This window comes from Terasakiella sp. 4MB5A, from assembly GCF_050058155.1.
Classification (GTDB): Bacteria; Pseudomonadota; Alphaproteobacteria; order Rhodospirillales; family Terasakiellaceae; genus Terasakiella; species Terasakiella halodenitrificans.
On record NZ_CP188815.1, the window covers coordinates 302,398 to 325,532 of the forward strand.

At 48.6% G+C, this 23,135-nt stretch carries 20 protein-coding genes; 9 read left to right on the forward strand and 11 right to left on the reverse strand.

Features of this window, described 5'->3' with window-relative positions:
• Positions 1-71 precede the first annotated feature (71 nt).
• From ACI0FF_RS01480 to ACI0FF_RS01505, 6 genes are read left to right on the forward strand one after another with little or no spacing between them, the layout of a single operon-like run.
• A complete protein-coding gene (locus ACI0FF_RS01480; RefSeq protein ID WP_419798390.1) occupies positions 72-1,088 on the forward strand; it encodes an NAD-dependent epimerase in 1,017 nt (338 codons plus the stop codon).
• The gene (locus tag ACI0FF_RS01485) at positions 1,088-2,371 is read left to right on the forward strand and encodes a nucleotide sugar dehydrogenase (RefSeq protein WP_419798391.1); all 1,284 of its coding nucleotides are present in this window, start codon (positions 1,088-1,090) and stop codon (positions 2,369-2,371) included. The genes ACI0FF_RS01480 and ACI0FF_RS01485 overlap by 1 nt, the downstream gene beginning before the upstream one ends.
• 14 nt (positions 2,372-2,385) lie before the next feature.
• Positions 2,386-3,510 carry a glycosyltransferase family 4 protein gene (locus ACI0FF_RS01490; protein WP_419798392.1) on the forward strand — a complete coding sequence of 375 codons (1,125 nt, stop codon included), beginning with the start codon at positions 2,386-2,388 and terminating at the stop codon, positions 3,508-3,510.
• Between the two features lie 22 nt (positions 3,511-3,532).
• Entirely contained in the window at positions 3,533-4,531 is a 999-nt protein-coding gene (locus ACI0FF_RS01495; protein WP_419798393.1) for an MraY family glycosyltransferase, read from the forward strand.
• Positions 4,524-5,468 carry a UDP-glucose 4-epimerase family protein gene (locus ACI0FF_RS01500; RefSeq protein ID WP_419798394.1) on the forward strand — a complete coding sequence of 315 codons (945 nt, stop codon included), beginning with the start codon at positions 4,524-4,526 and terminating at the stop codon, positions 5,466-5,468. Before ACI0FF_RS01495 ends, ACI0FF_RS01500 begins: the two co-directional genes overlap by 8 nt.
• 60 nt (positions 5,469-5,528) lie before the next feature.
• Positions 5,529-7,430 carry a polysaccharide biosynthesis protein gene (locus ACI0FF_RS01505; protein ID WP_419798395.1) on the forward strand — a complete coding sequence of 634 codons (1,902 nt, stop codon included), beginning with the start codon at positions 5,529-5,531 and terminating at the stop codon, positions 7,428-7,430.
• A 31-nt stretch (positions 7,431-7,461) separates the two neighbouring features.
• Here ACI0FF_RS01505 and ACI0FF_RS01510 read toward each other — a convergent pair whose 3' ends face one another.
• From ACI0FF_RS01510 to ACI0FF_RS01535, 6 genes are all read right to left on the reverse strand, one after another.
• Positions 7,462-9,108 carry a heparinase II/III family protein gene (locus tag ACI0FF_RS01510; protein WP_419798396.1) on the reverse strand — a complete coding sequence of 549 codons (1,647 nt, stop codon included), beginning with the start codon at positions 9,106-9,108 and terminating at the stop codon, positions 7,462-7,464.
• Between the two features lie 152 nt (positions 9,109-9,260).
• Complete coding sequence (cysN, locus tag ACI0FF_RS01515; protein WP_419798397.1) at positions 9,261-11,180, reverse strand: sulfate adenylyltransferase subunit CysN; 1,920 nt, start codon at positions 11,178-11,180, stop codon at positions 9,261-9,263.
• Positions 11,180-12,088 carry a sulfate adenylyltransferase subunit CysD gene (cysD, locus tag ACI0FF_RS01520; protein WP_417819579.1) on the reverse strand — a complete coding sequence of 303 codons (909 nt, stop codon included), beginning with the start codon at positions 12,086-12,088 and terminating at the stop codon, positions 11,180-11,182. The genes cysN and cysD overlap by 1 nt, the downstream gene beginning before the upstream one ends.
• A gap of 187 nt (positions 12,089-12,275) precedes the next feature.
• Entirely contained in the window at positions 12,276-13,508 is a 1,233-nt protein-coding gene (locus ACI0FF_RS01525) for an ammonium transporter (protein ID WP_419798398.1), read from the reverse strand.
• A gap of 351 nt (positions 13,509-13,859) precedes the next feature.
• Positions 13,860-15,188, reverse strand: coding sequence for an ammonium transporter (locus ACI0FF_RS01530; protein ID WP_419798399.1), 1,329 nt, complete (start codon positions 15,186-15,188; stop codon positions 13,860-13,862).
• A 12-nt stretch (positions 15,189-15,200) separates the two neighbouring features.
• Positions 15,201-15,539, reverse strand: a complete 339-nt coding sequence (locus ACI0FF_RS01535) for a P-II family nitrogen regulator (RefSeq protein WP_419798400.1) — start codon at positions 15,537-15,539, stop codon at positions 15,201-15,203.
• A gap of 259 nt (positions 15,540-15,798) precedes the next feature.
• Between ACI0FF_RS01535 and ACI0FF_RS01540 the strand changes: the two genes are divergently transcribed.
• The 3 genes from ACI0FF_RS01540 (at position 15,799) to asnB (ending at position 20,280) form a co-directional block, all read left to right on the forward strand.
• A complete protein-coding gene (locus ACI0FF_RS01540; RefSeq protein WP_419798401.1) occupies positions 15,799-17,073 on the forward strand; it encodes a tetratricopeptide repeat protein in 1,275 nt (424 codons plus the stop codon).
• A 73-nt stretch (positions 17,074-17,146) separates the two neighbouring features.
• The gene (locus ACI0FF_RS01545) at positions 17,147-18,367 is read left to right on the forward strand and encodes a UbiH/UbiF/VisC/COQ6 family ubiquinone biosynthesis hydroxylase (protein ID WP_419798402.1); all 1,221 of its coding nucleotides are present in this window, start codon (positions 17,147-17,149) and stop codon (positions 18,365-18,367) included.
• Positions 18,367-20,280 (forward strand): asparagine synthase (glutamine-hydrolyzing), encoded by a 1,914-nt coding sequence (asnB, locus tag ACI0FF_RS01550; protein ID WP_419798403.1) that lies wholly within the window; start codon positions 18,367-18,369, stop codon positions 20,278-20,280. Before ACI0FF_RS01545 ends, asnB begins: the two co-directional genes overlap by 1 nt.
• A 28-nt stretch (positions 20,281-20,308) precedes the next feature.
• On the opposite strand, the gene ACI0FF_RS01555 is transcribed toward asnB, so the two are convergent.
• Genes ACI0FF_RS01555 through hisH form a run of 5 tightly spaced genes read right to left on the reverse strand, consistent with a single transcriptional unit; the run spans position 20,309 to position 23,135 of the window.
• Positions 20,309-20,647 carry a 5-carboxymethyl-2-hydroxymuconate Delta-isomerase gene (locus ACI0FF_RS01555; RefSeq protein ID WP_419798404.1) on the reverse strand — a complete coding sequence of 113 codons (339 nt, stop codon included), beginning with the start codon at positions 20,645-20,647 and terminating at the stop codon, positions 20,309-20,311.
• 16 nt (positions 20,648-20,663) lie between these two features.
• Positions 20,664-20,990, reverse strand: coding sequence for a phosphoribosyl-ATP diphosphatase (locus ACI0FF_RS01560; protein ID WP_188662712.1), 327 nt, complete (start codon positions 20,988-20,990; stop codon positions 20,664-20,666).
• Complete coding sequence (hisF, locus tag ACI0FF_RS01565; RefSeq protein WP_419798405.1) at positions 20,987-21,751, reverse strand: imidazole glycerol phosphate synthase subunit HisF; 765 nt, start codon at positions 21,749-21,751, stop codon at positions 20,987-20,989. Before hisF ends, ACI0FF_RS01560 begins: the two co-directional genes overlap by 4 nt.
• Positions 21,752-21,760: 9 nt before the next feature.
• Positions 21,761-22,492, reverse strand: coding sequence for a 1-(5-phosphoribosyl)-5-[(5-phosphoribosylamino)methylideneamino]imidazole-4-carboxamide isomerase (gene hisA / locus ACI0FF_RS01570; protein ID WP_419798406.1), 732 nt, complete (start codon positions 22,490-22,492; stop codon positions 21,761-21,763).
• Position 22,493: 1 nt separating this feature from the next.
• The gene (hisH, locus tag ACI0FF_RS01575; protein WP_419798407.1) at positions 22,494-23,135 is read right to left on the reverse strand and encodes an imidazole glycerol phosphate synthase subunit HisH; all 642 of its coding nucleotides are present in this window, start codon (positions 23,133-23,135) and stop codon (positions 22,494-22,496) included.

Below are 23,135 nucleotides of genomic sequence, written 5' to 3' on the forward strand. Positions count from 1 at the left end.
TATTTACCCTTCTTCGCCTTGAAGCTATGATGCCGCCAAGCTGAGCTTCGCATAAGGAAAATCTTAAAAACATGAAAGTCCTCGTTACAGGAACGGCCGGTTTTATCGGTTATCATCTGGCTGAAAAATTAATTGCCAATGGCCATGAGGTGATTGGTATTGATTGCGTGACCGATTATTACGATGTTTCCTTAAAAGAAGCGCGTCTGGCCCGTTTAAAACAACATGCGGCGTTTACGGAAATTCGCGAAGATTTGGCCAATGCTGAGGCTATTATGCAGGCTTTTGCCGATCATAAGCCAACGCATTGTGTGAATTTGGCGGCTCAGGCAGGGGTGCGCTATTCGTTGGAAAATCCGGCGGCTTATACCCATTCAAATATTGACGGGTTTCTCAGCATTTTGGAAGCGTGTCGTCATCATCCAGTGGATCATCTGGTTTTTGCGTCGACCAGTTCAGTTTATGGCGGTAATAAAAATATGCCATTTTCTGAACATAACAGCACCGAACATCCGATGACGTTGTATGCGGCAACGAAAAAGGCCAATGAGTTGATGGCGCATAATTATGCGCATTTGTTCAATATTCCAGCAACAGGCATGCGCTTTTTCACGGTTTATGGACCGTGGGGGCGACCGGATATGGCACTGTTTTTGTTCACGAAAGCCATTCTTGAAGGCAAGCCGATTAATGTCTTCAATCATGGCAATATGGAACGTGATTTCACCTTCGTTGAAGATATTGTTGAAGGGATTTTCCGCCTGTTGTCCAAACCACCGCAAAAGGATGAAAACTGGGATGCCAAGAACCCGGATCCTTGTACCAGCGGTATTGGACCCTACCGTGTCGTCAACATCGGCAATTCACGCTGTGAGAAACTGACCCGCTATATCGAAGTCTTGGAAGAAAAACTGGGTCGTAAGGCAGAAAAGAATATGTTGCCCATGCAAGACGGTGATGTTCCGGCAACTTGGGCGGATACAAGTGAATTGAATAAAATTACTGGCTATGCTCCCAACACCAGCATTGAAGAAGGTGTCGGTCGATTTGTCGAATGGTATCTTGATTTTTATAATGTGGACGTGTGATGCATAATCGTAAAATTGCCGTTATTGGCCTTGGATATGTGGGTTTGCCGGTCGCCGTTTCTTATGGTCGGGCCGGTTATCAAACCATCGGTTTTGATATTGATCAGGACCGTATCGCGGAATTGAACAAAGGCTATGATCGCACCGAAGAAGTGGATGAGGGCGACGTTTTGCATGACAGCCTGACCTATACGTGCGATTTGGACGAATTGCGCAAGGCGAATTTCTTTATTGTGACGGTTCCGACCCCGATTGATAATGCGCACCGCCCTGATATGGGGGCTGTTTTGGCGGCCTCACGTACGGTTGGTTCTGTCCTGAAAAAAGGCGACATTGTTGTTTATGAGTCCACTGTTTATCCGGGTGCGACTGAGGAAGAGTGCGTCCCGGTTCTGGAACAAATTTCCGGCTTGTCTAATCAGGGTGATTTTGCGGTGGGATATTCACCGGAACGGATCAATCCGGGTGACAAGCAACACCGTTTTGAAACCATCTTAAAAGTGGTTTCCGGTCAGGATGCAGACACACTGGATATCGTTGCAAAAGTGTATGAGTCCGTTGTGACAGCAGGTGTGCATCGCGCAGCGAACATCAAGACGGCTGAGGCCGCAAAGGTGATTGAAAATACGCAACGGGATTTAAATATTGCCTTCGTCAATGAATTATCACAGATTTTTGAACGCGTCGGCATCGACACCCATGATGTTTTAGAAGCCGCTGGTACAAAATGGAATTTCCTGAAATTTACACCGGGTTTGGTGGGCGGTCATTGTATCGGTGTGGACCCCTATTACCTGACGCATAAGGCAGAACAACTGGGCCATCACCCGCAAGTCATCTTGGCCGGGCGCCGTGTGAACGACCGTATGGGATATTATATCGCCATGCAGGCGGTGAAAATGTTGATGAAGCGCGGGCGCAAAGATGATCCGATTGTGACCATTTTAGGATTGACCTTCAAAGAAAACGTTCCTGATCTGCGTAATTCAAAAGTTGTGGATATTATTACAGAATTACAGGATATGGGCATACAGGTCCAAATCACTGACCCGTGGGCGGAAAAAGACGAAGCCCATGAAGAATACGGTGTAAACCTGATTGATGAAACCGATCTTGCGCCTGCCGATGTGGTGATCATGGCGGTATCGCACCAGAAATTCCTTGATAAAGGTTGGGCACTGCCCGTTTCCTTGTTGAAGGAGAAGAAAGGCGCCGTTATCGATATTAAATCCTGTTTGGATCGCAACAGTTGCCCGGCAGATATCGAGCTTTGGCGCTTGTAAACGAGGCATCTTCTATGCAGCCCAAAGCCCTTATCGTTGTTTCGGAAGACTGGTATTTTTTATCCCATCGGCTTCCCTTGGCAAAACGGTTGAAGGCAGAAGGCTATGATGTGGCACTCGCATGTCGTTTTTCCGATAAGCGTGCAGAAATTGAAAGTCACGGTGTACGCTGCTTTTCTGTGGATTTTCAACGCGACGGTATTTCACCGCTCAAAGCTTTAAAAACGGTTTCGTCATTGCGGGCGATTTATAAACAGGAACGTCCTGATCTGGTGGTTCATGTCGCCTTGTTTACCGTTCTTCTTGGCACAATTGCGGCTGTGTTTTCACCGGCACAAAAAGTGCTAAACCTTGTAACAGGACTTGGGTTTTCCTTTATTTCCAATAGTTTGAAAGCCCGTGTTATTCGCACGGTTGTCTCGCTTGCCTTTCGGGGGTTTGCGCGGACAAAGAAGGTCAATATGCTGGTGCAAAACCGGGACGATCTTGCCTTGATGTCGGGATTTGGTTTTTGTGAAGATCATAATCTATTTTTGGTGCGTGGTTCCGGTGTCGATGCGGTGCATTTTCATCCGGCACCTGCCCTTCCCCAACCGCCTTTAATCACCTTTGTTGGGCGTTTGTTATGGGCAAAAGGTGTGGGGGAAATTATCGAGGCTGCCCGGTTATTAAAAGAACGCGGACAACATATTCGTATCGCACTTGTCGGTGATATTGATGCGCGTAATCCGCAAAGTGCGTCACAGGATGATTTGGCAAGCTGGCAAGCTGATGGATTGGTGGAATGTTGGGGGCGACGAACGGATATTGCCGATATTTATCGCCAATCCACCGTGGCTTTATTACCGTCATGGCGCGAAGGCTTGCCCAAAAGCCTGTTGGAAGCCGCCGCTTGTGGTTTGGCGATGATTGCAACCGATGTGCCGGGCTGTCGCGAGATCGTACGGGATCAGGAAAACGGTCTTTTGGTTCCGCTTCAAGATAGTGTTGCATTGGCAGATGCGATTGAACGCCTTGCTAAGAACCCTGCTCTTTGTGCAGAATTTGGGGCAGCTGCGCGTCGCTTTGTCGATGAAGAATTAAATGACCGGGCTATAATGGATAAAACCATGTCTGTTATTCAACAAATAACGGCTTAATTGGCAGGATTTGGGAGAAGTTATGCACTATCTGGCCATTTTCGTTGCTGTTCTTATCCTCAGCGTTCTCGCAACGGGGGGCGTGTTGGCCTATTTACGTCATAAGGCCATACTTGATCATCCCAATGAACGCAGTTCCCATTCTATACCGACACCGCGTGGTGGGGGGATTGGGATGTTAATTGTTATTCTGCCTGCCTTGGTTGCAATTAATTTTTTCTGGGAAGCTCCTTTGGTGATTGCACCGTTTGCTGTGGGCGGTGCGCTGGTGTTGGCTTTATTATCATGGCTGGATGATTTGCGTGATCTGGGGGCGGGGGTGCGTTTTGCGGTGCAGTTTATCTGTGTCGGGTTATGTGTCTTTTTCTTACCCCCCAGCGAGACAGGCTATATTGGCGGGTTTATGCCCGTGTGGCTGGAGAAAGTCCTGCTGGTTTTGGGGTGGGTCTGGTTTATCAATCTCTTTAATTTTATGGATGGGATTGATGGTATTTCCGGTGTTGAAATTGCTTCCATCGGGGCAGGATTGGCCCTGTTCGGCTTTGTGCTGCATCTGGGCGATAGCTTTATTCTGACAGCCCTTGTTTTATGCGCTTCTGCCCTTGGTTTTTTGAAATGGAACTGGCACCCTGCCAAGGTTTTCATGGGCGATGTCGGCAGTATCCCGATTGGTTTTTTGCTGGGTTGGATGTTGATTTTGCTGGCGGGACAGGGTTTTGTCCTGATTGCTGCGTTAATCGCGCTTTATTATATGGTGGATGCAACGTTTACCCTGATCAAACGCCTGTTGCGCGGGGAAAAGGTTTGGCAGGCCCATCGCGAACATTTTTACCAGCAAGCAACGCAAAAAGGCTTACGCCACGATCAGGTCGTGTTGCGCATTTTGGCGCTGAATGTTGTGTTGATTGCTTCGGCTTGGGTGGCTTATGCCGTGACTTTGTTGGGTGGATTGGCTTTGGCAATTCTAAGCGTCACTGTTTTGTTGTTCCATTTTAAAAAGGGATCGCAAAACGATGTCTAAGATTTTAGTGACAGGGGCCACAGGCTTTGTTGGGCAGGTTTTATGTCAACACCTGTTGAGGCATGGGCATCGGGTGGTTGCGACCTATCGAACGCATAAAACCGATTTGAACTGTGACTGGCTTCAAATCAACAATATGGATGGCAATACCGATTGGGTCGATAAACTTACCGGGATTGATGTTGTGATCCATCTCGCCGCCCGTGTTCATATGATGCAGGAAGATGTGACCGATCCATTGGCGACATACCGTTCAATCAATCGGGATGGAACCTTGTGTTTGGCGAAAGCAGCGCAAGCCCAAGGGGTAACGCGTTTTGTCTTTTTAAGCTCGATCAAGGTGAATGGGGAAAAAACGCAAAAGGATCAGCCATTTGGGGCGGCAATTGATCAGCCCCCTGTTGACCCCTATGGCCTGTCAAAATGGGAAGCGGAAGAAGGCTTGCGCACCTTGGCACAACAGACAGGACTGGAAGTTTGTATCCTTCGACCACCGTTGGTTTATGGCCCCGGTGTGAAAGCCAATTTTCTCAGCTTTTTAAAATTGGCAGACAAAGCCCTACCTGTCCCGTTTAAATGTCTGCATAATCAACGTAGCCTTGTAAATGTGGAAAATTTGGTGGATGCGTTGATGGTATGTAGCCAACATCCGAACGCGGCCCATAAAACATATTTAGTCAGTGATGGGCATGATTTAAGCGTGGCTGACATGTTTGCCTTGATGGCGCAAAAACTGAAACGCCCGTGTCGGATGATCCCGGTTCCTGTCTTTGTTCTGAAAATATTGGGAAGAATAACAGGCAAATCAGCCGCAATTGATCGTTTAACGCAAAGTTTGCAAGTTGATAGCCAACCCATCCAAAAAGAATTGAACTGGACACCACCTGTCCCGGTTGAAAGCGGTTTTGAAAAGATGGTTGATTGGTATAAAGGTTGAAGTCAACCTGAAAACAAGGTACTTGAATTATTCGGTTTTTCTTTAGTCTGCCGGGATGTCATGGCGTTTACTTTTAGCAAAATACCCGGGCGCGGATGGGTTGCCCTGTTCCATGATCTGTTGATGACGGCAGTGTCGTTTAATGTCGCGCTTTATTTGCGACTGGGTAATGATTTCCAAAATTATCTGGAAGTTGTGCGCACGGGCACGCCTATTCTGGTTATCTTGGCGGCGGCTGTTTTTTATCTGATGGGTCTTTATAAAGGGATTTGGCGTTATGCCTCCATGCGTGATTTGATCGCCATTACCAAATCCGCCAGTATTTTGATCCTGATTTTTGCGCTTGTCATGTTTATGACAACACGATTGGAGGCCCTGCCCCGTTCTGTTCCTGTCATCAACTGGTTTGTGTTGATGGCTTTGTTGGGGGCGCCGCGTTTTATCTATCGCATGGTGAAAGACCGCCGTCTGGATTTATCGCATTTGGTCAGCGAAACCCCCAGAATTCCAGCACTTTTGATCGGGGCAAGCGATGGGGCGGATCTGTTTCTGCGCGCCATTGAACGCAATCCCAACATCCCTTATCAGCCTGTGGGTCTGGTGGCAGAAAAAAAATCACGTGCGGGGTTGGATATGTTGGGTGTTCCCGTTTTAGGGACGCTGGATGAATTACCCGATATTATCGCCAGCTTGGCAAAGAAGAAGAAAAAACCGCAACGCCTGATTTTAACGAAAGATGATTGGCCGGGCGAAAAAGTGCGTAAACTGTTGGCCTTGGCGGATGAGTTGGGCGTTCCCTTGTCGCGCTTGCCCAAGATGACCGATTTACGCAGTGGTCAAGTGGATCAAATAGAGGTCCGCCCCATTGATGTGGAGGATTTGTTGGGGCGTCCGCAAAAGGCCTTGGATAAGTCCCTGCCCCATAATTTGATTTCCGGCAAAAAAGTCTTGGTGACCGGGGCTGGTGGCTCCATCGGGAGTGAGCTTGTCCGCCAGATTTGCAGTTTTGGCCCCCGCGAGGTTTTGTTGTTGGAGGCCTCAGAATATGCGCTGTACACCATCGATATGGAAGTATCGCGCACTTTTCCGGATTTAAAACGACAGGCCTTGATTTGTAATATCCGTGATCGTTATCGCCTGAACGATATTTTCGAAACCAATAAACCGGACTTGGTGTTTCATGCTGCGGCTTTAAAGCATGTGCCTTTGGTGGAAGAAAACCCGGTGGAAGGGATTTTGACCAACGCGATTGGCACCCGCAATGTTGCAGATGCCTGTGTTGCACACGGCATTCAGGCGATGGTGCAAATTTCCACAGACAAGGCCGTGAACCCGACCAATATCATGGGGGCGAGTAAACGCATTGCGGAAAGTTATGCGCAGGCCTTGGATATTAAAAAAGCCGGATGTCGTTTTACCACAGTTCGATTTGGCAACGTGTTGGGATCAACTGGGTCGGTTGTGCCCTTGTTTGAAAAGCAGTTGCGTGCTGGTGGACCGTTGACCGTAACGGATAAAGAAATGAATCGTTTCTTTATGACGGTCCGCGAAGCGGTCGAGCTGGTTTTGCAAGCCGCCGTTCTGGCACAAAAAGACAACGCGCTGGATGGTAAAATCTGCGTTCTGGATATGGGGGAACCGGTTAAAATTCTTCATTTGGCGGAACAAATGATTAAATTATCCGGTCTGCAGCCTTATCAGGATATTGATATTCAGTTTACGGGTTTGCGCCCCGGTGAAAAACTGTATGAAGAAATTTTCCATGGGGATGAACCCCCAACCCCGTCTACGCAAGAAGGTATTTTAATTGCCACACCGCGTGTGTTGGATGCGGATATGCTGGCGCAGACATTGGATCGCATCGAAACCAAATGTCGCAATCGTGATACAATTGCAGCCTTGCATGTGGTCAAGGAATTGGTGCCGGAACTGGACCACCCTTTTTTTAACGAACAGATTTAAAACTGTTTTTCGTTTTATTTGCTGTGCTGGTTTACAGTTTGCTGAGACGCCATTTGACACAAACACCTTCGCCGCGCAACGGGCCTTGCATGACAATCTGATCGGTATGGCGTACATGACCGGGGCGTGCGACATAAATGCTTTCGCGGATATCAAGTTTGCCACCCTGTACCCGCAAATGCCAACCTGCCCCGCTGTTGGTTTTTAAAAGAACAGCTTGCCCGTCCTGCACCAACGAGGCATGCACATCGGGATGAAGATGTAAACTGATGGCGTAGGTTGATCCACCCATGCCGATTAATTTGTCTTCTACACGCAGGTCGGTGCCGGTTTTATTCATATAGACACTACGCTGATGGATCAGGCCGAAACTGGCTTGATAGGCATTATGTTGGGCCTCGATCAAAACCTGTCCGTTATCTTCGAACCGTTGTGCTGATATATCCACCTGATAGGGTTTGATGCCGCCACCGTGCAAGACGCTGAAACAGTTTTTATCATCAACCGTTAAACAGTTGTGTGCCGCAGTGGCAGACAAGGCATCATGCCAGCTGGGGTCCCCGCCGACGGCGCAGCCGCAATTGACCAGCAATCGTTCATTATCAGAACTGACTTCTAAACTGAGCGGGGCGGCATGACCGAAAGGATGGTGTTCAATATCGGGCGGTCCGGCAACATCCATTAATAAGACAGTGCGTCCGGCTTCAATACGTTGATAACCGCTGTGGCGGGCATCGCTGAGCGGTTGGCCGATATTGCCGGTGCGGTCCAGCAATTGATCAATTGCGTCACGCTGACCTTCTTGGGAGCCATGAAACAGGGAAAATCCGCCATCGGTATGGCGCAGTGTTCGGATCATAGGGGCCATTCGATCAATGTTTAGGCGGAAACGATCCGGGCATTCCTTGTGTAGTTCACCAAAAATATCAATGAGTTCAAGGGTCATCTGCAAGACATTACACAGGGTTTCAGCTGAACGTGAAATATGACCACCATCGGCAAGAATTTGGCGATCCAGTTCTTGTGTCATGCGTTCCAGAACGCGCGGTGTTTTTTTCTCAAATCCTTTGATAAACAAACTGATGTAAAGTTGTCCGCGCAAGGCGCGCAATAACGTATAACCCGTTAAATCGTGAAAACGCGCGCGCGACAGGTGCGAGGCCTGTAAAGACAGGCTGCTTTTAAAGTCACGGATAAATGCATCATTGGCACTGGCACAAAGCTTGTCAATATTGGCCATCCAGTTGATCAAGCGTTCGCCCATGACATCGGCGCGCCATGCAAGGGGGCTCCAGACACCGTGGAGATCCAACCAGCTTTGGATATATTGGCGGGCGGTGACGATGGCGTCTGCATCATTGCTTTGTGCGAGGTCGTTTAACCATGAAAAACCGTGAACCCAGCTTTGCCAGGCAAGGTCATCCTGGGCTGTCGTCCAGGGATGATCACCACTTTTATAGGTGCGTCCGGCAAAAGGGAATTTTCCGTCTTTTAACGGCGCAATATTTTCAGGATGGCTCACCTTCAGGTTATCAGGCAGGGCAGAGACTTCCAACTGTGGATTTTTGCGCAAGGTAACCAGATAGAGCGGCGAGCGATAAAGCAAGGCGCGCACTTTGTTCAACCCTTTTTGCCATATGGGTTGTTTATAGGTATTTTCTTTATGTTTCAATGACATAAAACCATCTCGGGCAAGTGAATGTGCGATGCAACAGAAATCACATTTATTACCTATCAGGTTCATCGAAGGGGCACAAGATGTGCGCAAAAAAAAGCGATCCGTCTTTTGAGAAAACGGATCGCCAAAAAGGGGGATTATTGTACGAAAAATTAGATTTCCGGGAACCAGACGTCCAGAATGCCCAATTCTTCCAGCTTCTGAACAACGACTTCTGCTGCTTCTTCTGCATTCAGTTTGGAACCATCCAGATGAATATCGGGGTTTTCCGGTGCTTCGTAAGGCGATGAAATACCTGTAAAGTTTGGCAAATCACCGGCACGAGCTTTCGCATAAAGGCCTTTGACATCGCGTTCTTCGCAAATCTCCAGTGGAGTATCGACAAAAATCTCGATGAATTCGCCTTCTTCCAATAACTCACGCGCCATTTTGCGCTCTGATCGGAATGGCGAGATAAAGGATGTCAGGGTTATGAGACCGGCATCAACAAATAGTTTGGCCGTTTCACCGATACGACGGATATTTTCTACCCGATCAGCATCACTGAAACCAAGGTCTTTGTTCAGGCCGTGGCGGATGTTGTCGCCATCCAGTGCATAGGTATGTTTATGCAGGGAATGCAGTTTCTTTTCCACAAGGTTGGCAATGGTGGATTTGCCGGAACCGGACAGACCTGTAAACCACAAGACACAGGAACGTTGACCTTTACGTTCAGCACGTTCTTTTTTGCTGATATCAAGGGCTTGCCAATGCACATTGCTGGCCCGGCGCAGGGCATGGTCGATCATGCCGACACCGACAGTGGCGTTGGTATAACGATCGATCAAGATGAAACGACCTGTCCCCCGGCTATCGACATAGCTGTCAAAGGCAACATTACGGTCAAGGGCAACATTACAAATGCCGACTTCGTTGAGTTCCAATGTTTTGGCGGCGGCTTCTTCCAAGGTATTGACGTTGACCTTGTGTTTCAGCTCGCTGATTTGCGCACCTGCCGTTTGAGTACCGAATTTAATCAGATAAGATCGACCGGGCAAAAGGGCATCGTCATGCATCCAGATCATCTTGGCTTCGAACTGATCGGCATAATCGGGACGGGATTTGACATCGACCAACATATCGCCGCGTGAAATATCAATTTCATCTTTCAAGGTGATGGTGACGGCTTGTCCGGCAATGGCTTCTTCCAAATCCCCATCTAGTGTAACGATACGATCGACAATGGAGGTTTGACCAGATGCCGGAATGGCAATTTCATCACCCGGTTTGACGCGACCGGCTTCAATCGTTCCGCTAAATCCACGGAAATCGAGGTTGGGACGGTTGACCCATTGAACAGGCAAGCGAAACGGTTTTTCTTTCAGATCGGACGCCACTTGAACGGTTTCTAGATAATGCATCAGGGTCGGGCCGTCATACCAGTCGGTTTGCGGGCTTCGATCAATGATGTTATCGCCGTTCAATGCAGAAATGGGAATGCAGGCAATGTCTTCAAATCCCAAATCTTTGGCGAAGGTACGATAAGATTCTTCGATGTTGCGGAATTTATCTTCGGCATAATCCACAAGGTCCATCTTGTTGACGGCAACGACGATTTTACGAATACCAACGAGGGAGACGATATAGCTGTGACGTTTGGTTTGCGTCAAAATCCCTTTGCGACCATCAACAAGAATGACGGCTACATCGGCGTTGGACGCGCCTGTTGCCATATTGCGGGTATATTGTTCATGCCCCGGCGTGTCGGCAACGATGAATTTGCGCTTATCGGTTGAGAAAAAGCGATAGGCTACATCAATGGTAATGCCCTGTTCGCGTTCAGCCTGAAGGCCGTCCAGCAGCAAGGCATAATCGATTTCCCCACCTTGGGTGCCAACTTTTTTGGAATCGGCTTCAAGGGCAGCAAGCTGGTCTTCAAAAATCAGTTTAGAATCCCACAACAGGCGACCGATCAAGGTGCTTTTGCCGTCATCGACAGAACCGCAGGTGATGAAGCGCAACAGGCTTTTATTTTCCTGTGCGTTGAGATAGGCCAGAATGTCGTCGGCGATAAGGTCGGATTGGTGAGCCATTAGAAGTAGCCCTCTTGTTTTTTCTTTTCCATGGAACCGGCTTGATCATGGTCGATCAAACGGCCTTGCCGTTCAGATGTGCGGGTCAGCAACATTTCCTGAATGATTTCCGGCAGTGTTGCGGCTTCGGATTCTACCGCACCGGTTAAGGGGTAACATCCCAATGTGCGGAAACGCACGGATTTCATCATCGGTGTTTCGCCGTCTTTTAACGGCAGGCGATCATCATCGACCATAATCAACATGCCGTCACGTTCGACAACCGGGCGTTCTTTTGCGTAATAAAGTGGCACGATGGGGATATTTTCTTTGTAGATATATTGCCAGATATCCAGTTCCGTCCAGTTGGACAGCGGAAAAGCACGAATGCTTTCGCCCGGTTTAACGCGGGCGTTGTAAACATTCCACAGTTCGGGACGCTGGTTTTTGGGATCCCAGCGATGATTTTCTGAACGGAAGGAAAAAACACGTTCTTTTGCGCGGGATTTTTCTTCATCCCGGCGTGCCCCACCGAAGGCCGCATCGAATTTATACTTATTCAAGGCCTGTTTTAGTGCGTCTGTTTTCATCACGTCGGTATGCATGGCTGATCCGTGGCTGAACGGACCGATACCCTGTTTAACACCGTCTTCATTAATATGGATCAGCAGATCGAACCCGTATTCTTGTGCGATACGGTCACGAAACTCGATCATTTCCTTGAATTTCCATGTGGTATCCACATGCATCAGGGGAAAGGGCGGTTTGGATGGGTAAAAGGCTTTGCGTGCCAGATGCAGCATAACGGCTGAATCTTTGCCGATGGAATAAAGCATCACCGGGTTTTCAAATTCGGCGGCAACTTCACGAATGATATGAATGCTCTCGGCTTCAAGCTGCTTGAGGTGGGTTAAATCTGTGGTATCCATCTTATATCCTATCTTTGGACACATGTCATTTGACAGCAACCTAGTGTGTTCAGGGATCAGAGTCAAAGATAAAATACATTATTTGTGTAAAATAAATTATAAATACACAAATAAAATGTTTAATAAGACATATAAGAAACCGCTAAACCTCTTCAGTTATAGCGGTTACTTTAGGTTTAAGGTAGTTTTATCGTCCGGATTGGGTCAGATCTTCTTCCGGGTAGGCACCGATATGGTGGATGGAAAGGTCTGCACCACGGAACTCTTCTTCTTGTTCTAGGCGGATACCGACGGTTTTTGCCAAGATACCGTAAACGACAAAACCAGCAATGGCGGCAAAGGCAACCCCGATGAGGGAGCCGACCAATTGCGCCATAAAGGTAACGCCGCCCATGCCGCCTAACGCTTCCAGACCGAAGATGCCACAGGCAATGCCGCCCATCAGGCCGCACATGCCGTGCAAGGGCCAAACACCGAGTACGTCATCAATTTTCCATTTGTTTTGGCATTGCTCAAACCCCCAAACAAACAAGGCACCCGCAATGCCACCCGTTGCCAAAGCGCCGACAGGGTGCATGACGTCAGACCCTGCACAAACGGCAACCAGACCAGCCAAAGCCCCGTTGTGAATGAAGCCGGGGTCATTACGACCAACGATTAAGGCAGTCAAAATGCCGCCGATCATCGCCATCAGGGAATTAACGGCCACCAGACCAGTCACACCTTCAAGGCTTTGCGCCGACATAACGTTAAAGCCGAACCAGCCGACACATAAAATCCATGAACCAAGCGCAAGAAAGGGAATATTGCTGGGTGGAATACCGATGACGGAACCGTCTTTTTTATAACGTCCCATGCGTGCGCCCAACATAACAACAGCCCCAAGCGCGATCCAGCCGCCGACGGCGTGAACGACAATGGAACCGGCGAAATCATGGAAAGCAGCACCGAAGGAATTTTCAATCCAGCCTTGCAGGCCGAAATTACCATTCCAGACAATCCCTTCGAAAAAGGGATAAACAAGGCCGGTTAAAACGGCTGTGGCCATAAGTTGTGGGAAAAACTTGGCTCGTTCGGCAATGCCACCGGAAATAATGGCGGGAATGGCAGCGGCAAATGTTAAAAGGAAGAAAAATTTGACCAGATCAAAGCCGCTTTTGGCGAACAAATCACCGGTTGCTCCTGAAATAACGCTGGCAGGTGCTAGAAAGCTGACGCCGTAAGCGACCATATAACCGACGAAAAAATAAGCAACGGTTGAAACGGCAAAATCAACGATGATTTTGACCAACGCATTGACCTGATTTTTGCGACGTACTGTACCTACTTCTAAAAATGCAAAGCCCGCGTGCATGGCGAGGACCATAATAGCCCCCATAAGCACGAAGAAAACATCTGCACCAATTTTTACGGTTTCCATAATTTCTCTACCTTAGTTTTGCCCAATGATCCCTGCCGTCCCAAAATCGAAAGGGATCTTCTGAAAATGAAGATTGTGCCCTTTTAATCAAGAATTATGCCAGATGCTGTGTTTCTCGTGTGGGTGCTATATTTTCTGCCGATTCTTGCAGGCAAATGGTTAATAAATATGCAGGGGAAAATTTGCTCAATTGCTAATCATATAGGCAGATAACTGTCTAATTTTTAATCAATGCAGGTTATGCACATTTTTTAATCTGAAAGAGAATAGGGATAAAAAAAGTCCCGTTACTCAATGAAGAGTAACGGGACGACCTTTGGGAAGGTAGAGATGATTGTAATCGAGGGCCGATTACATAGTTTGGGAGCCGCGACCGAATTCCGGATATGCTTCCATACCCAATTCAGCACGATCCAAACCAAGCTCCTCATCTTCAGCGGAGCAACGGATGCCAACTGTTACTTTCAGCACAGTCCAGACGATAGCAGACGCAACGATTACGAATGCACCGATGGAGAGAACGCCAATCGCTTGAGTGACAAATGAGGTATCGGCATTGGTGGCCGGGACGATCATTGTGCCCCAGATGCCGCATGCCAGGTGAGCGGAGATTGCACCGACAACGTCGTCAATTTTCAGTTTATCAAGCAGCGGCACAACAAAGACCACAATGATACCGCCAACAGCACCGATCAGGAAGGCAGAAGCTAGTGTCGGTGTGTCCGGGCCAGCCGTGATGGAAACGAGACCACCGATGGCGCCGTTGAGTGTCATGGACAGATCAACTTTTTTGTAAATAACCTGTGTCAGAAGGGCTGCAGCGATTGTACCGCCAACGGCTGACATATTGGTGTTGATAAAGATGTTGGAAATCGCAATCGCATCAGCTGCTGTGCCAAGGGCCAATTGTGAGCCACCGTTAAAGCCGAACCAGCCGAGCCACAGGATGAATGTACCCAATGTTGCCAACGGCAGGTTGGAACCCGGGATCGGGGCAACGCGACCTTCAGCGTCATACTTGCCTTTACGCGCACCCAGAATAATGGCACCGGTCAACGCACACCAGCCGCCTGTCGAGTGAACCAGCGTGGAGCCTGCGAAATCGGCAAAGCCCATTTCAGACAACCAGCCGCCGCCCCACTGCCATGCAGCGATAACCGGATAGATGAAGCCGGATAGGACAACAACGAAACCGAGGAACGGCCAGAATTTGATACGTTCAGCCACTGTGCCGGAAACAACGGACGCTGCGGTTGCAACGAAAACCATTTGGAAGAACCAGTCAGAAGAAGACGCATACCCACCGGAGAAATCCCCGCCAAGGGCAGTTGCGTCATCCGGTCCCCAGATGGAGAATGACCCAATAAAGCCGCCATCAACACCGGCATAAAGCAGATTGTAGCCGACCAGATAGAACATAAAGCCGGAAACCGCATAAAGAACGATGTTTTTCAAACAGATGGTTGCGGTGTTTTTAGAGCGTACAAGGCCGGATTCCAGCATGGCAAAACCCGCTGCCATAAACATGACAAGAAAGCCGCAAACAAGAAAGAGGAAGGTGTTGAGGATATATTGAACTTCGGTTGTCGGCGCATCTTCGGCCAAGGCAGGCTCAATGGCGACGATCAGGCCCAGTAGGGCGATCCATGAGATTTTGGAGAAATTTTTCCACACAGTCATTATCAAAACTCCTTAAAGTGCTTCGTCGTCTGATTCACCTGTGCGGATGCGCACGGCTTTGGAAACGTCATAAACAAAGATTTTACCGTCACCGATGCGACCGGTTTCAGCAGAGGTGCGGATGGTTTCCACAACGCTTTCAACCATGTCGTCGGATGTTGCGATTTCAATTTTGACTTTTGGCAGGAAGTTCACGACATATTCTGCGCCGCGATAGATTTCCGTTTGCCCTTTTTGTCGACCAAAGCCTTTAACTTCGGAAACGGTTAAGCCGTGCACACCTAATTGTGTGAGGGCTTCGCGAACATCGTCAAGCTTGAAGGGCTTGATGACGGCCATTACCATTTTCATTTTGCACTCTCCTAATAACGAGAAACTGAATAACTTGATTCAAAACAAAAGCTTAAATGCTCTTGCCTCTTCTACTACAAGGATCGTGCCAACTTTTAAAAGTCCATAAAAACAATGACTTATAACGCTGTTTTAGAAAAATGATGAAATATTGCACAATTAAAATGCCTATAATTTAATCATTAAAAGGTATGTGCATAAAATTTAATCAATATTTTTAGGGTATTTGTTTCAATTAAATATGACAAGGCATACCCAATTGAATATCCTGTCAGTTCAATCTGAACGTTACGAGCGCCAACCTAATATGTCCGATGCATTTAAAGAGCTTTTTAAGCAAGGTACCAATCATTTCGCGCAAGGCCGATATAAGGAGGCCAAGCGGTTTTTATTGGAAGCCTTGGATCTTGATCCCTCCCATGCACCGTTGAACTATTATCTTGGGACGGTTGCGGAAGAAGAAAAAGATTTTGATCAGGCTGAAACTTATTATGAAAAAGTTCTCGCATCTGATCCGACCATGCGACAGGCCTATGTCCAATTGGCGCATGTCCTTTTTTTCTTAGGCAAAAAAGAAAAAGCGCTGGTGGTTTTACGGTCTGCGGAAGAACGTTTTGAAAATAGTCATGATCTGACCTATATGCGCGGACAGGTCGCCAGTCAGTTGTTTCCCGGCTGGCACTTGCCCATGTTGGCAGATCAACGCCGCAATGATCTTTATGAAGCGGCGATCAATGCCCAGGTTTGTCCAGGCGATATTGTTCTGGATATCGGTACCGGGTCCGGTTTGTTGGCGATGATGGCGGCGCGCGCCGGTGCGGCCCATGTGTATGCATTCGAAGCCCAACCCATGATCGCCCAATTGGCACGCGATGTGATTGCGCAAAACGGATTTGCAGATAAAATTACGGTTATTGCTAAACATTCAACCCATGCGGTTCTGGGACAGGATCTCCCGCAAAAGTGTGATGTGCTGGTGACAGAAATTTTTGACCGTGCGCTTGTTGGCGAAGGGGCCTTGCCCAGTATCGCCCATGCACGGGCAGAATTATTAAAACCGACGGCCCGTGTTGTCCCTCAAGGGGCGCGTTTATATGGGGCGTTAATTGAATGTGATCATCTGCAGCGCTTTCATCATATCGAAACCGTGAATGGCTTTGACCTTAGCGCCATGAATGTTTTATCCCATCCCCTTTTATATAAAGAGGCCTTATTGGGTCCGCAGGACAGCCCGTATCATCAGGTTTTAAGTACGCCCTTTTTGGTCAAAGCGTTTGATTTTGAACAACCGCTCTCAACCCGTTTCAATACCTTGGCAACGGTTTCTGTGATTAAAGAAGGCCAAGCTGACGCCATCTTATTGTGGTTTGAACTACAGTTGGATGAAGGTCATGTTTTATCAACAAGAGATCCGGCACCGGACAGTCATTGGCGAGAAGCCGCGCAAATTTTACTGAAACGCCCGCCGCTGCAAACGGGAACGACGCTGGATATCAAAACCAGTTACAACGGATATTTTGATTTTCAGTTATGAGTTTACAGCCTAGACATTGATGAAAAAAAATCCCATAAGTTTGGAACGGTTTGAGCGACAAAAAAGGATTCCCATGTCACAGCATCTGAAAACGGACGTTCTGATTGTCGGTGGCGGATTGGTTGGCGGTCTGGCGGCATGTGCGCTGGCGCGTGGCGGGGTCGATGTGGTGGTTGTGGATGCCGATGATCCAAAAACCCTGTTGAATGCCCAATATGATGGTCGATGTTCAGCGATTGCCCGGTCTGTTCACAATGCCTTTGTTGCCCTTGGTTTGTGGGAGCATATGGAAGCTGAAGCCGGTGTCATCGAAGATATTCATGTGACCGATGGTCAATCACCGTTATTTTTACATTTTGACTCCCTTGATCTGGTCGGTGTGCCGTTCGGTTATATGTTGGAAAATCGCACGGTGCGCAACGCCCTGTTAAAGGTCGTGCCGCAAATGGAGCATGCGACCTATCTGGCCCCGGTGCGTGTGGAAAAACTGGAACGAAGTGCTGCCAAAGTTGATGCGGTTTTAAGTGACGGCACAACGATTGAAGCAAAATTGGTTGTCGGTGCCGACGGGCGTGGATCATGGGTGCGCCGTAGTGCCAATATTGATTTGACCAAATGGTCGTATGATCAAACCGCGATTGTGACAACGGTAGAAACAGAAAAACCGCATTTGAATGTGGCGCAAGAACATTTCTGCCCTTCTGGCCCGTTTGCTATCCTGCCCATGCCGGGTCACCGTTCCTCGATCGTCTGGACGGAAACCAGCCGCAATGCCCCTGTGATGATGGGGCTAAGCGAGGAAGATTTTCACGCAGAACTGGCGGAACGCTTTAGCGATTATCTGGGCGAGGTTAAGGTTGTGGGTCCGCGCTGGTCTTATCCATTGACTTTACAATTTGCCAAACGATCTATTGATCAACGTCTTGTGCTGGTGGGCGATGCGTCCCACGGGATGCATCCGGTGGCGGGACAAGGGTTCAATATGGGGGCACGCGATGCCTGCGCGTTGGCCGAATTGATCATTGAAACGAAAAATCTCGGTCTGGATATCGGGGCGGGTCGTGTGCTGGATGATTATGATCGTTGGCGCCATTTTGATAATCACTTGATGTTGGCCTCCACCGATGCGCTTGTGAAATTATTTTCAAACAATATCGGTCCGGTGCGTTTTGTGCGCGATGTGGGATTGGCCTTGGTGGAACAAATGCCCTTTGCCAAAAAATTCTTTACCCGTTCTGCAATGGGGCTGGTCGGGGAATTACCGCAGATCATGCAAGAGCGTGAGGCCGGATAATGTGCGGCATTGCCGGATTTTTTACCCCTGATGCGGTTGTCACACCTGAAGAAACCTTTGCCCTATCACAAAAAATGGGGCAATCGCTTTTTCATCGCGGCCCCGATGGTGGGGACAGCTGGGTGGATGCGTCCTGTGGTTTGGGGTTGGCCCATCGCCGTCTTGCCATTATTGATTTAAGCGAAGCCGGGCATCAGCCCATGACGTCCCATGACGGACGCTTTGTCATGATTTATAACGGTGAAGTTTATAATGCCGATGATTTGCGCCCCGAACTGGAAGCCCAAGGTCATCAATTTCGTGGTCATTCCGATAGCGAAGTGATCTTGAACGGTTTTGCCCAATGGGGGGTTGAAGCCACGGTAAAGCGCTTGATCGGTATGTTTGCCATTGCCTTGTGGGATAAGCGCGAACAGTGTCTTTATCTGATCCGGGATCGTTTGGGGATCAAGCCGCTATATTGGTATTTAAACGATAAAACCCTGTTGTTTGCATCCGAGCTTAAGGCCTTTCATCAGCATCCGGCTTTTGAAAAAAAGATAGATCGCCAATCGGTGAATTCTTACCTGCGTCATAACTGTATCCCGGCACCTTACAGCATATATGAAAATACGCAGAAATTAAGGGCCGGGCATATTCTGCGCCTTGATCGTGATTTCAATCCTGTAATCCGGGCGTTTTGGTCTATGGATGATGTCGTGGGTCAGGATCAAACGGATATGAGCCGTGCTGAGGCGATTGATGAATTGGAAAAACTCGCCCGTGATGCGGTTAAACGGCGCATGATTTCCGATGTACCGCTGGGCGCGTTTTTATCCGGTGGGATCGATTCTTCTTTGGTGGCGGCTTTGATGCAGGCGCAATCTAAAAATCCGGTTAAAACGTTTTCTATTGGGTTTGAAGACCAAGGTTATAACGAAGCCGTACATGCCGGCGAAGTTGCCAAGCATTTGGGCACCGATCATACTGAACTGTATGTGACACCGACGGAGGCACGCGACGTTATTCCGTCCCTGCCCGATTTTTATGATGAACCTTTTGCTGATTCTTCGCAAATCCCGACCTATCTTGTGTCAAAAATGACACGTGAGCATGTCACGGTTGCCTTGTCCGGGGATGGCGGGGATGAATTATTTGGCGGCTATAACCGTTATTTTCTGGCACAAAAATATGCCAAGACGATTTTTACCCTGCCTGCAATGGTGCGCAAAATCGGGGCCGGTACGTTGAATGCCTTTCCGCCTGCTTTTTGGGACGGGGTTTTTAATTTTGTTCCCAAATCAAAACGACCAGCGCAGCCGAGCAATAAGGTGCAAAAACTGGCGGGGTTGTTAGGCGGTGATCTGGATGACCTTTACCCCCATTTGGTCAGCCATTGGGGGGAACCGGACAAGCTGGTCAGGGGCGTAACAGAACGCCGTGATGGCCCGATCTGGTCTGAACATAGTAAAAGTCTTGTGCCTGATCTGATTGAACGGATGCAATATCTGGATGTTCTGACTTACTTGCCTGATGATATTTTGACCAAAGTGGATCGGGCGAGTATGGCGGTTTCATTGGAAGCGCGCGTTCCATTGCTGGACCATCGTCTTGTGGAATTTGCCTGGCGTTTGCCAAAAGACTTCAAAATCCATGACGGACAGGGCAAATGGATTTTGCGTCAGGTTCTTTATAAATATGTCCCGAAAGAATTGATCGAACGCCCGAAAATGGGCTTCGGCGTTCCCATTGATCAATGGCTGCGCGGTCCCCTCAAGGACTGGGCGGGTGATTTGTTACATATGGAGAACGATTTGTTGGATAAAAGGCTTATCTTGCAAAAATGGCAGGAACATCAAAGCGGTCAGCAGAACTGGCAATATCACCTGTGGGATATTTTGATGTTGCAAAGCTGGTGTGCGCGCTGGAAATAATATATTCCAGCGCTTTTTTTAGAGTGACTTATCCGCGTTTCAGATAGTTTGGCGTATCCATATCAATGGGCAGGATGCTGATGGCGACATCCTCATCGACCAGATTGGCGATACGGTCAAAAACGCATTTGTTCATATGTTGTTTTTGTTCGTCTGTGCGCCCGACAAAAAGCTTAAAATCCACATGGACAAATAAGGTATCATTGCCGCCTGTAACATAATGTTCTACGGGTAAAGCACGGGTCTTAATGGCACCAGGGGTAAAAAGACCTGACTCATCAGCACCATTCCAGACTTCCTGTACCAAATTCTGGATGTCGATTTTCTTTTCCAATGGTTTTGCATATGAAACGACCAAATGCGGCATGGGGGACTTCCTTATTTTATGTTTCGGTTCGCGCGGCTTTTTCATCCAGACCGGAAATACCTTCGCGTTTGGCAAGTTCGGCCCAAATTTCTTCAGGTTTCACACCCGTTTCTGCCCAAAGAACCAGAAGATGGTAAAACAGATCGGCGCTTTCTGAAACAAGTTTATCATTGCCTTCACTTAGGGCGGCGATCACACATTCCACGCCTTCTTCGCCGACTTTTTGGGCGATTTTATTGCGCCCTTTGGCAAAAAGTTTGGCGGTATAAGACTGGCTGGGATCTGCACCTTTGCGCGCGGCAATGGTTTGATAAAGCTGATCAAGTACAGTTGCGTTTGTCATTGATCCAACCTCACCGCAATACCGGCTTTTGCCATATGTTCTTTGGCTTCGCGGATTGTATATGTCCCAAAATGGAAGATGGAAGCAGCAAGAACGGCTGAGGCATGGCCTTCTGTGACACCTTCGACCAAGTGATCCAGATTACCAACCCCGCCCGAAGCGATGACCGGAATGCGAACCGCATCGGCAATAGCGCGTGTCAGTTCTAGATTGAAACCGATTTTTGTGCCGTCCCGATCCATTGATGTCAGCAGGATTTCACCCGCGCCATAGGCTTCCATCTTTTTGGCCCATTCAACCGCATCAATTCCGGTTTCCTTGCGTCCACCATGGGTGAAAATTTCGAACTTTCCCGGTTCGACCGATTTGGCATCAATGGCAACGACGATACATTGCGCACCGAATTTTTCCGAGGCTTCTTTTACAAATTCAGGTCGCGTAACAGCCGCCGAGTTAATCGAGACTTTATCGGCACCTGCCAACAACAGTTTGCGGATATCATCAACCGTGCGCACGCCACCGCCAACGGTCAAAGGCATAAAACACTGTTCTGCGGTGCGTCGCACCACATCATAAATGGTATCGCGATTTTCATGTGTGGCGGTGATATCCAGAAAAGTCAGTTCATCCGCACCGGCGGCATCGTAGACCTTGGCTTGTTCCACTGGATCACCGGCATCGATCAAATCAACGAAATTAACGCCCTTGACCACACGTCCGTTTGCAACGTCCAGACAGGGGATAATTCTTACTTTCAGCATGGTTTTCCCCTAGCCTTTCAAGACTTTCATGGCCTCTGCCACATTGATTTTTCCATCATAAATGGCGCGACCGGAAATGGCCCCGTCCAGATTGGCAACGCCTTTTTCCTTGATGGCGTGAATATCATCCATCGAAGACACCCCGCCGGACAGAATAACCGGTGTGGAAATGGCAGCGGCCAATTCGTTTGTGGCTTCAAGGTTTGGCCCCTGCATCGCCCCGTCACGGCTGATATCGGTAAAGATGATGGCCGCAACCCCGGCATCTTCAAATTTCAGGGCGAGGTCTAATGTTTTGACTTCGGAAACTTCTGCCCAACCTTCAACGGCAACATAGCCATCGCGTGCATCAATACCGACGGCGACCTGACCGGGGAAACGTTTGCAGGCTTCGATAACAAAATCAGGATCACGCAACGCAATGGTACCTAAAATAACCCGGGTGATCCCCAGATCGAGCCAGCGTTTTATCGTTTCAAAGGTGCGAATGCCACCACCCAATTGGGTCTGGGCCTTGCCGTCAACGGCGGTGACGATCTGGATGACAGCATCTTCGTTGACCGGTTTGCCTTCAAACGCGCCGTTGAGATCAACAATATGAACCCATTCGCATCCATCTTTGACAAACTGGGCGGCTTGTGCGCCGGGGTCGTCGTTAAAAACGGTTGCTGCATCCATTTCGCCACGTAGAAGGCGGACGCAATTGCCGTCTTTCAGGTCGATTGCAGGATAAAGGTTCATCTCAGGGTTTCCACTTCAAGAAATTGGTAATGACTTTCAGGCCGATGGCTTGGCTTTTTTCCGGGTGGAACTGGGTGCCCACCATATTGTCTTTGCCGACAACAGCCGTCACATCACCGCCATATCCAACAGTTGCAAGTTGGTGTGCCGGATTGGCCGTTTTAAATTGATAAGAGTGCACAAAATAGACATTCGCATGCGGCAAATCGGTCAGCAGCGGGTGACTATTGTCTTCAAAACTGAGTTCGTTCCAGCCCATGTGCGGGATTTTCAAACTTTGATCGTCCGGTTCAATGGCGACGACTTCACCGTCAATCCAACCGAGACCGTCATAAGTGCCATGTTCCAGCCCGCGTGTTGCCATCAATTGCATACCAACGCAGATCCCCATAAACGGTTTTCCCTGTTGATGGACGGCTTCGTTTAATGCGTCGAGCATACCATCAAGCTTGCGCAGACCCTGGGCGCAATCCCCAAAGGCGCCAACACCCGGCAGGACCACGCGGTCTGCGTTGCGGACATCGTCGGGGTTGTTGGAAACCAACACATCAAGGCCAAGGCCCGCCTCGCGTGCAGCACGTTCAAAGGATTTTTCAGCCGAACGCAGATTGCCCGACCCATAATCAATAATGACAACAGACAT

Excerpts from the sequence above, each read along its gene's own strand:
- cysN (WP_419798397.1), bottom strand. The coding sequence starts at position 11,180 with ATGGCTCACCAATCCGACCTTATCGCCGACGACATTCTGGCCTATCTC.
- asnB (WP_419798403.1), top strand. The coding sequence starts at position 18,367 with ATGTGCGGCATTGCCGGATTTTTTACCCCTGATGCGGTTGTCACACCT.
- ACI0FF_RS01485 (WP_419798391.1), top strand. The coding sequence starts at position 1,088 with ATGCATAATCGTAAAATTGCCGTTATTGGCCTTGGATATGTGGGTTTG.
- ACI0FF_RS01510 (WP_419798396.1), bottom strand. The coding sequence starts at position 9,108 with ATGTCATTGAAACATAAAGAAAATACCTATAAACAACCCATATGGCAA.
- ACI0FF_RS01560 (WP_188662712.1), bottom strand. The coding sequence starts at position 20,990 with ATGACAAACGCAACTGTACTTGATCAGCTTTATCAAACCATTGCCGCG.
- hisF (WP_419798405.1), bottom strand. The coding sequence starts at position 21,751 with ATGCTGAAAGTAAGAATTATCCCCTGTCTGGACGTTGCAAACGGACGT.
- ACI0FF_RS01500 (WP_419798394.1), top strand. The coding sequence starts at position 4,524 with ATGTCTAAGATTTTAGTGACAGGGGCCACAGGCTTTGTTGGGCAGGTT.
- ACI0FF_RS01505 (WP_419798395.1), top strand. The coding sequence starts at position 5,529 with ATGGCGTTTACTTTTAGCAAAATACCCGGGCGCGGATGGGTTGCCCTG.
- ACI0FF_RS01555 (WP_419798404.1), bottom strand. The coding sequence starts at position 20,647 with ATGCCGCATTTGGTCGTTTCATATGCAAAACCATTGGAAAAGAAAATC.
- ACI0FF_RS01480 (WP_419798390.1), top strand. The coding sequence starts at position 72 with ATGAAAGTCCTCGTTACAGGAACGGCCGGTTTTATCGGTTATCATCTG.
- ACI0FF_RS01525 (WP_419798398.1), bottom strand. The coding sequence starts at position 13,508 with ATGGAAACCGTAAAAATTGGTGCAGATGTTTTCTTCGTGCTTATGGGG.
- ACI0FF_RS01535 (WP_419798400.1), bottom strand. The coding sequence starts at position 15,539 with ATGAAAATGGTAATGGCCGTCATCAAGCCCTTCAAGCTTGACGATGTT.
- hisA (WP_419798406.1), bottom strand. The coding sequence starts at position 22,492 with ATGAACCTTTATCCTGCAATCGACCTGAAAGACGGCAATTGCGTCCGC.
- ACI0FF_RS01490 (WP_419798392.1), top strand. The coding sequence starts at position 2,386 with ATGCAGCCCAAAGCCCTTATCGTTGTTTCGGAAGACTGGTATTTTTTA.
- cysD (WP_417819579.1), bottom strand. The coding sequence starts at position 12,088 with ATGGATACCACAGATTTAACCCACCTCAAGCAGCTTGAAGCCGAGAGC.
- ACI0FF_RS01530 (WP_419798399.1), bottom strand. The coding sequence starts at position 15,188 with ATGACTGTGTGGAAAAATTTCTCCAAAATCTCATGGATCGCCCTACTG.
- ACI0FF_RS01495 (WP_419798393.1), top strand. The coding sequence starts at position 3,533 with ATGCACTATCTGGCCATTTTCGTTGCTGTTCTTATCCTCAGCGTTCTC.
- ACI0FF_RS01545 (WP_419798402.1), top strand. The coding sequence starts at position 17,147 with ATGTCACAGCATCTGAAAACGGACGTTCTGATTGTCGGTGGCGGATTG.
- hisH (WP_419798407.1), bottom strand. The coding sequence starts at position 23,135 with ATGTCTGTTGTCATTATTGATTATGGGTCGGGCAATCTGCGTTCGGCT.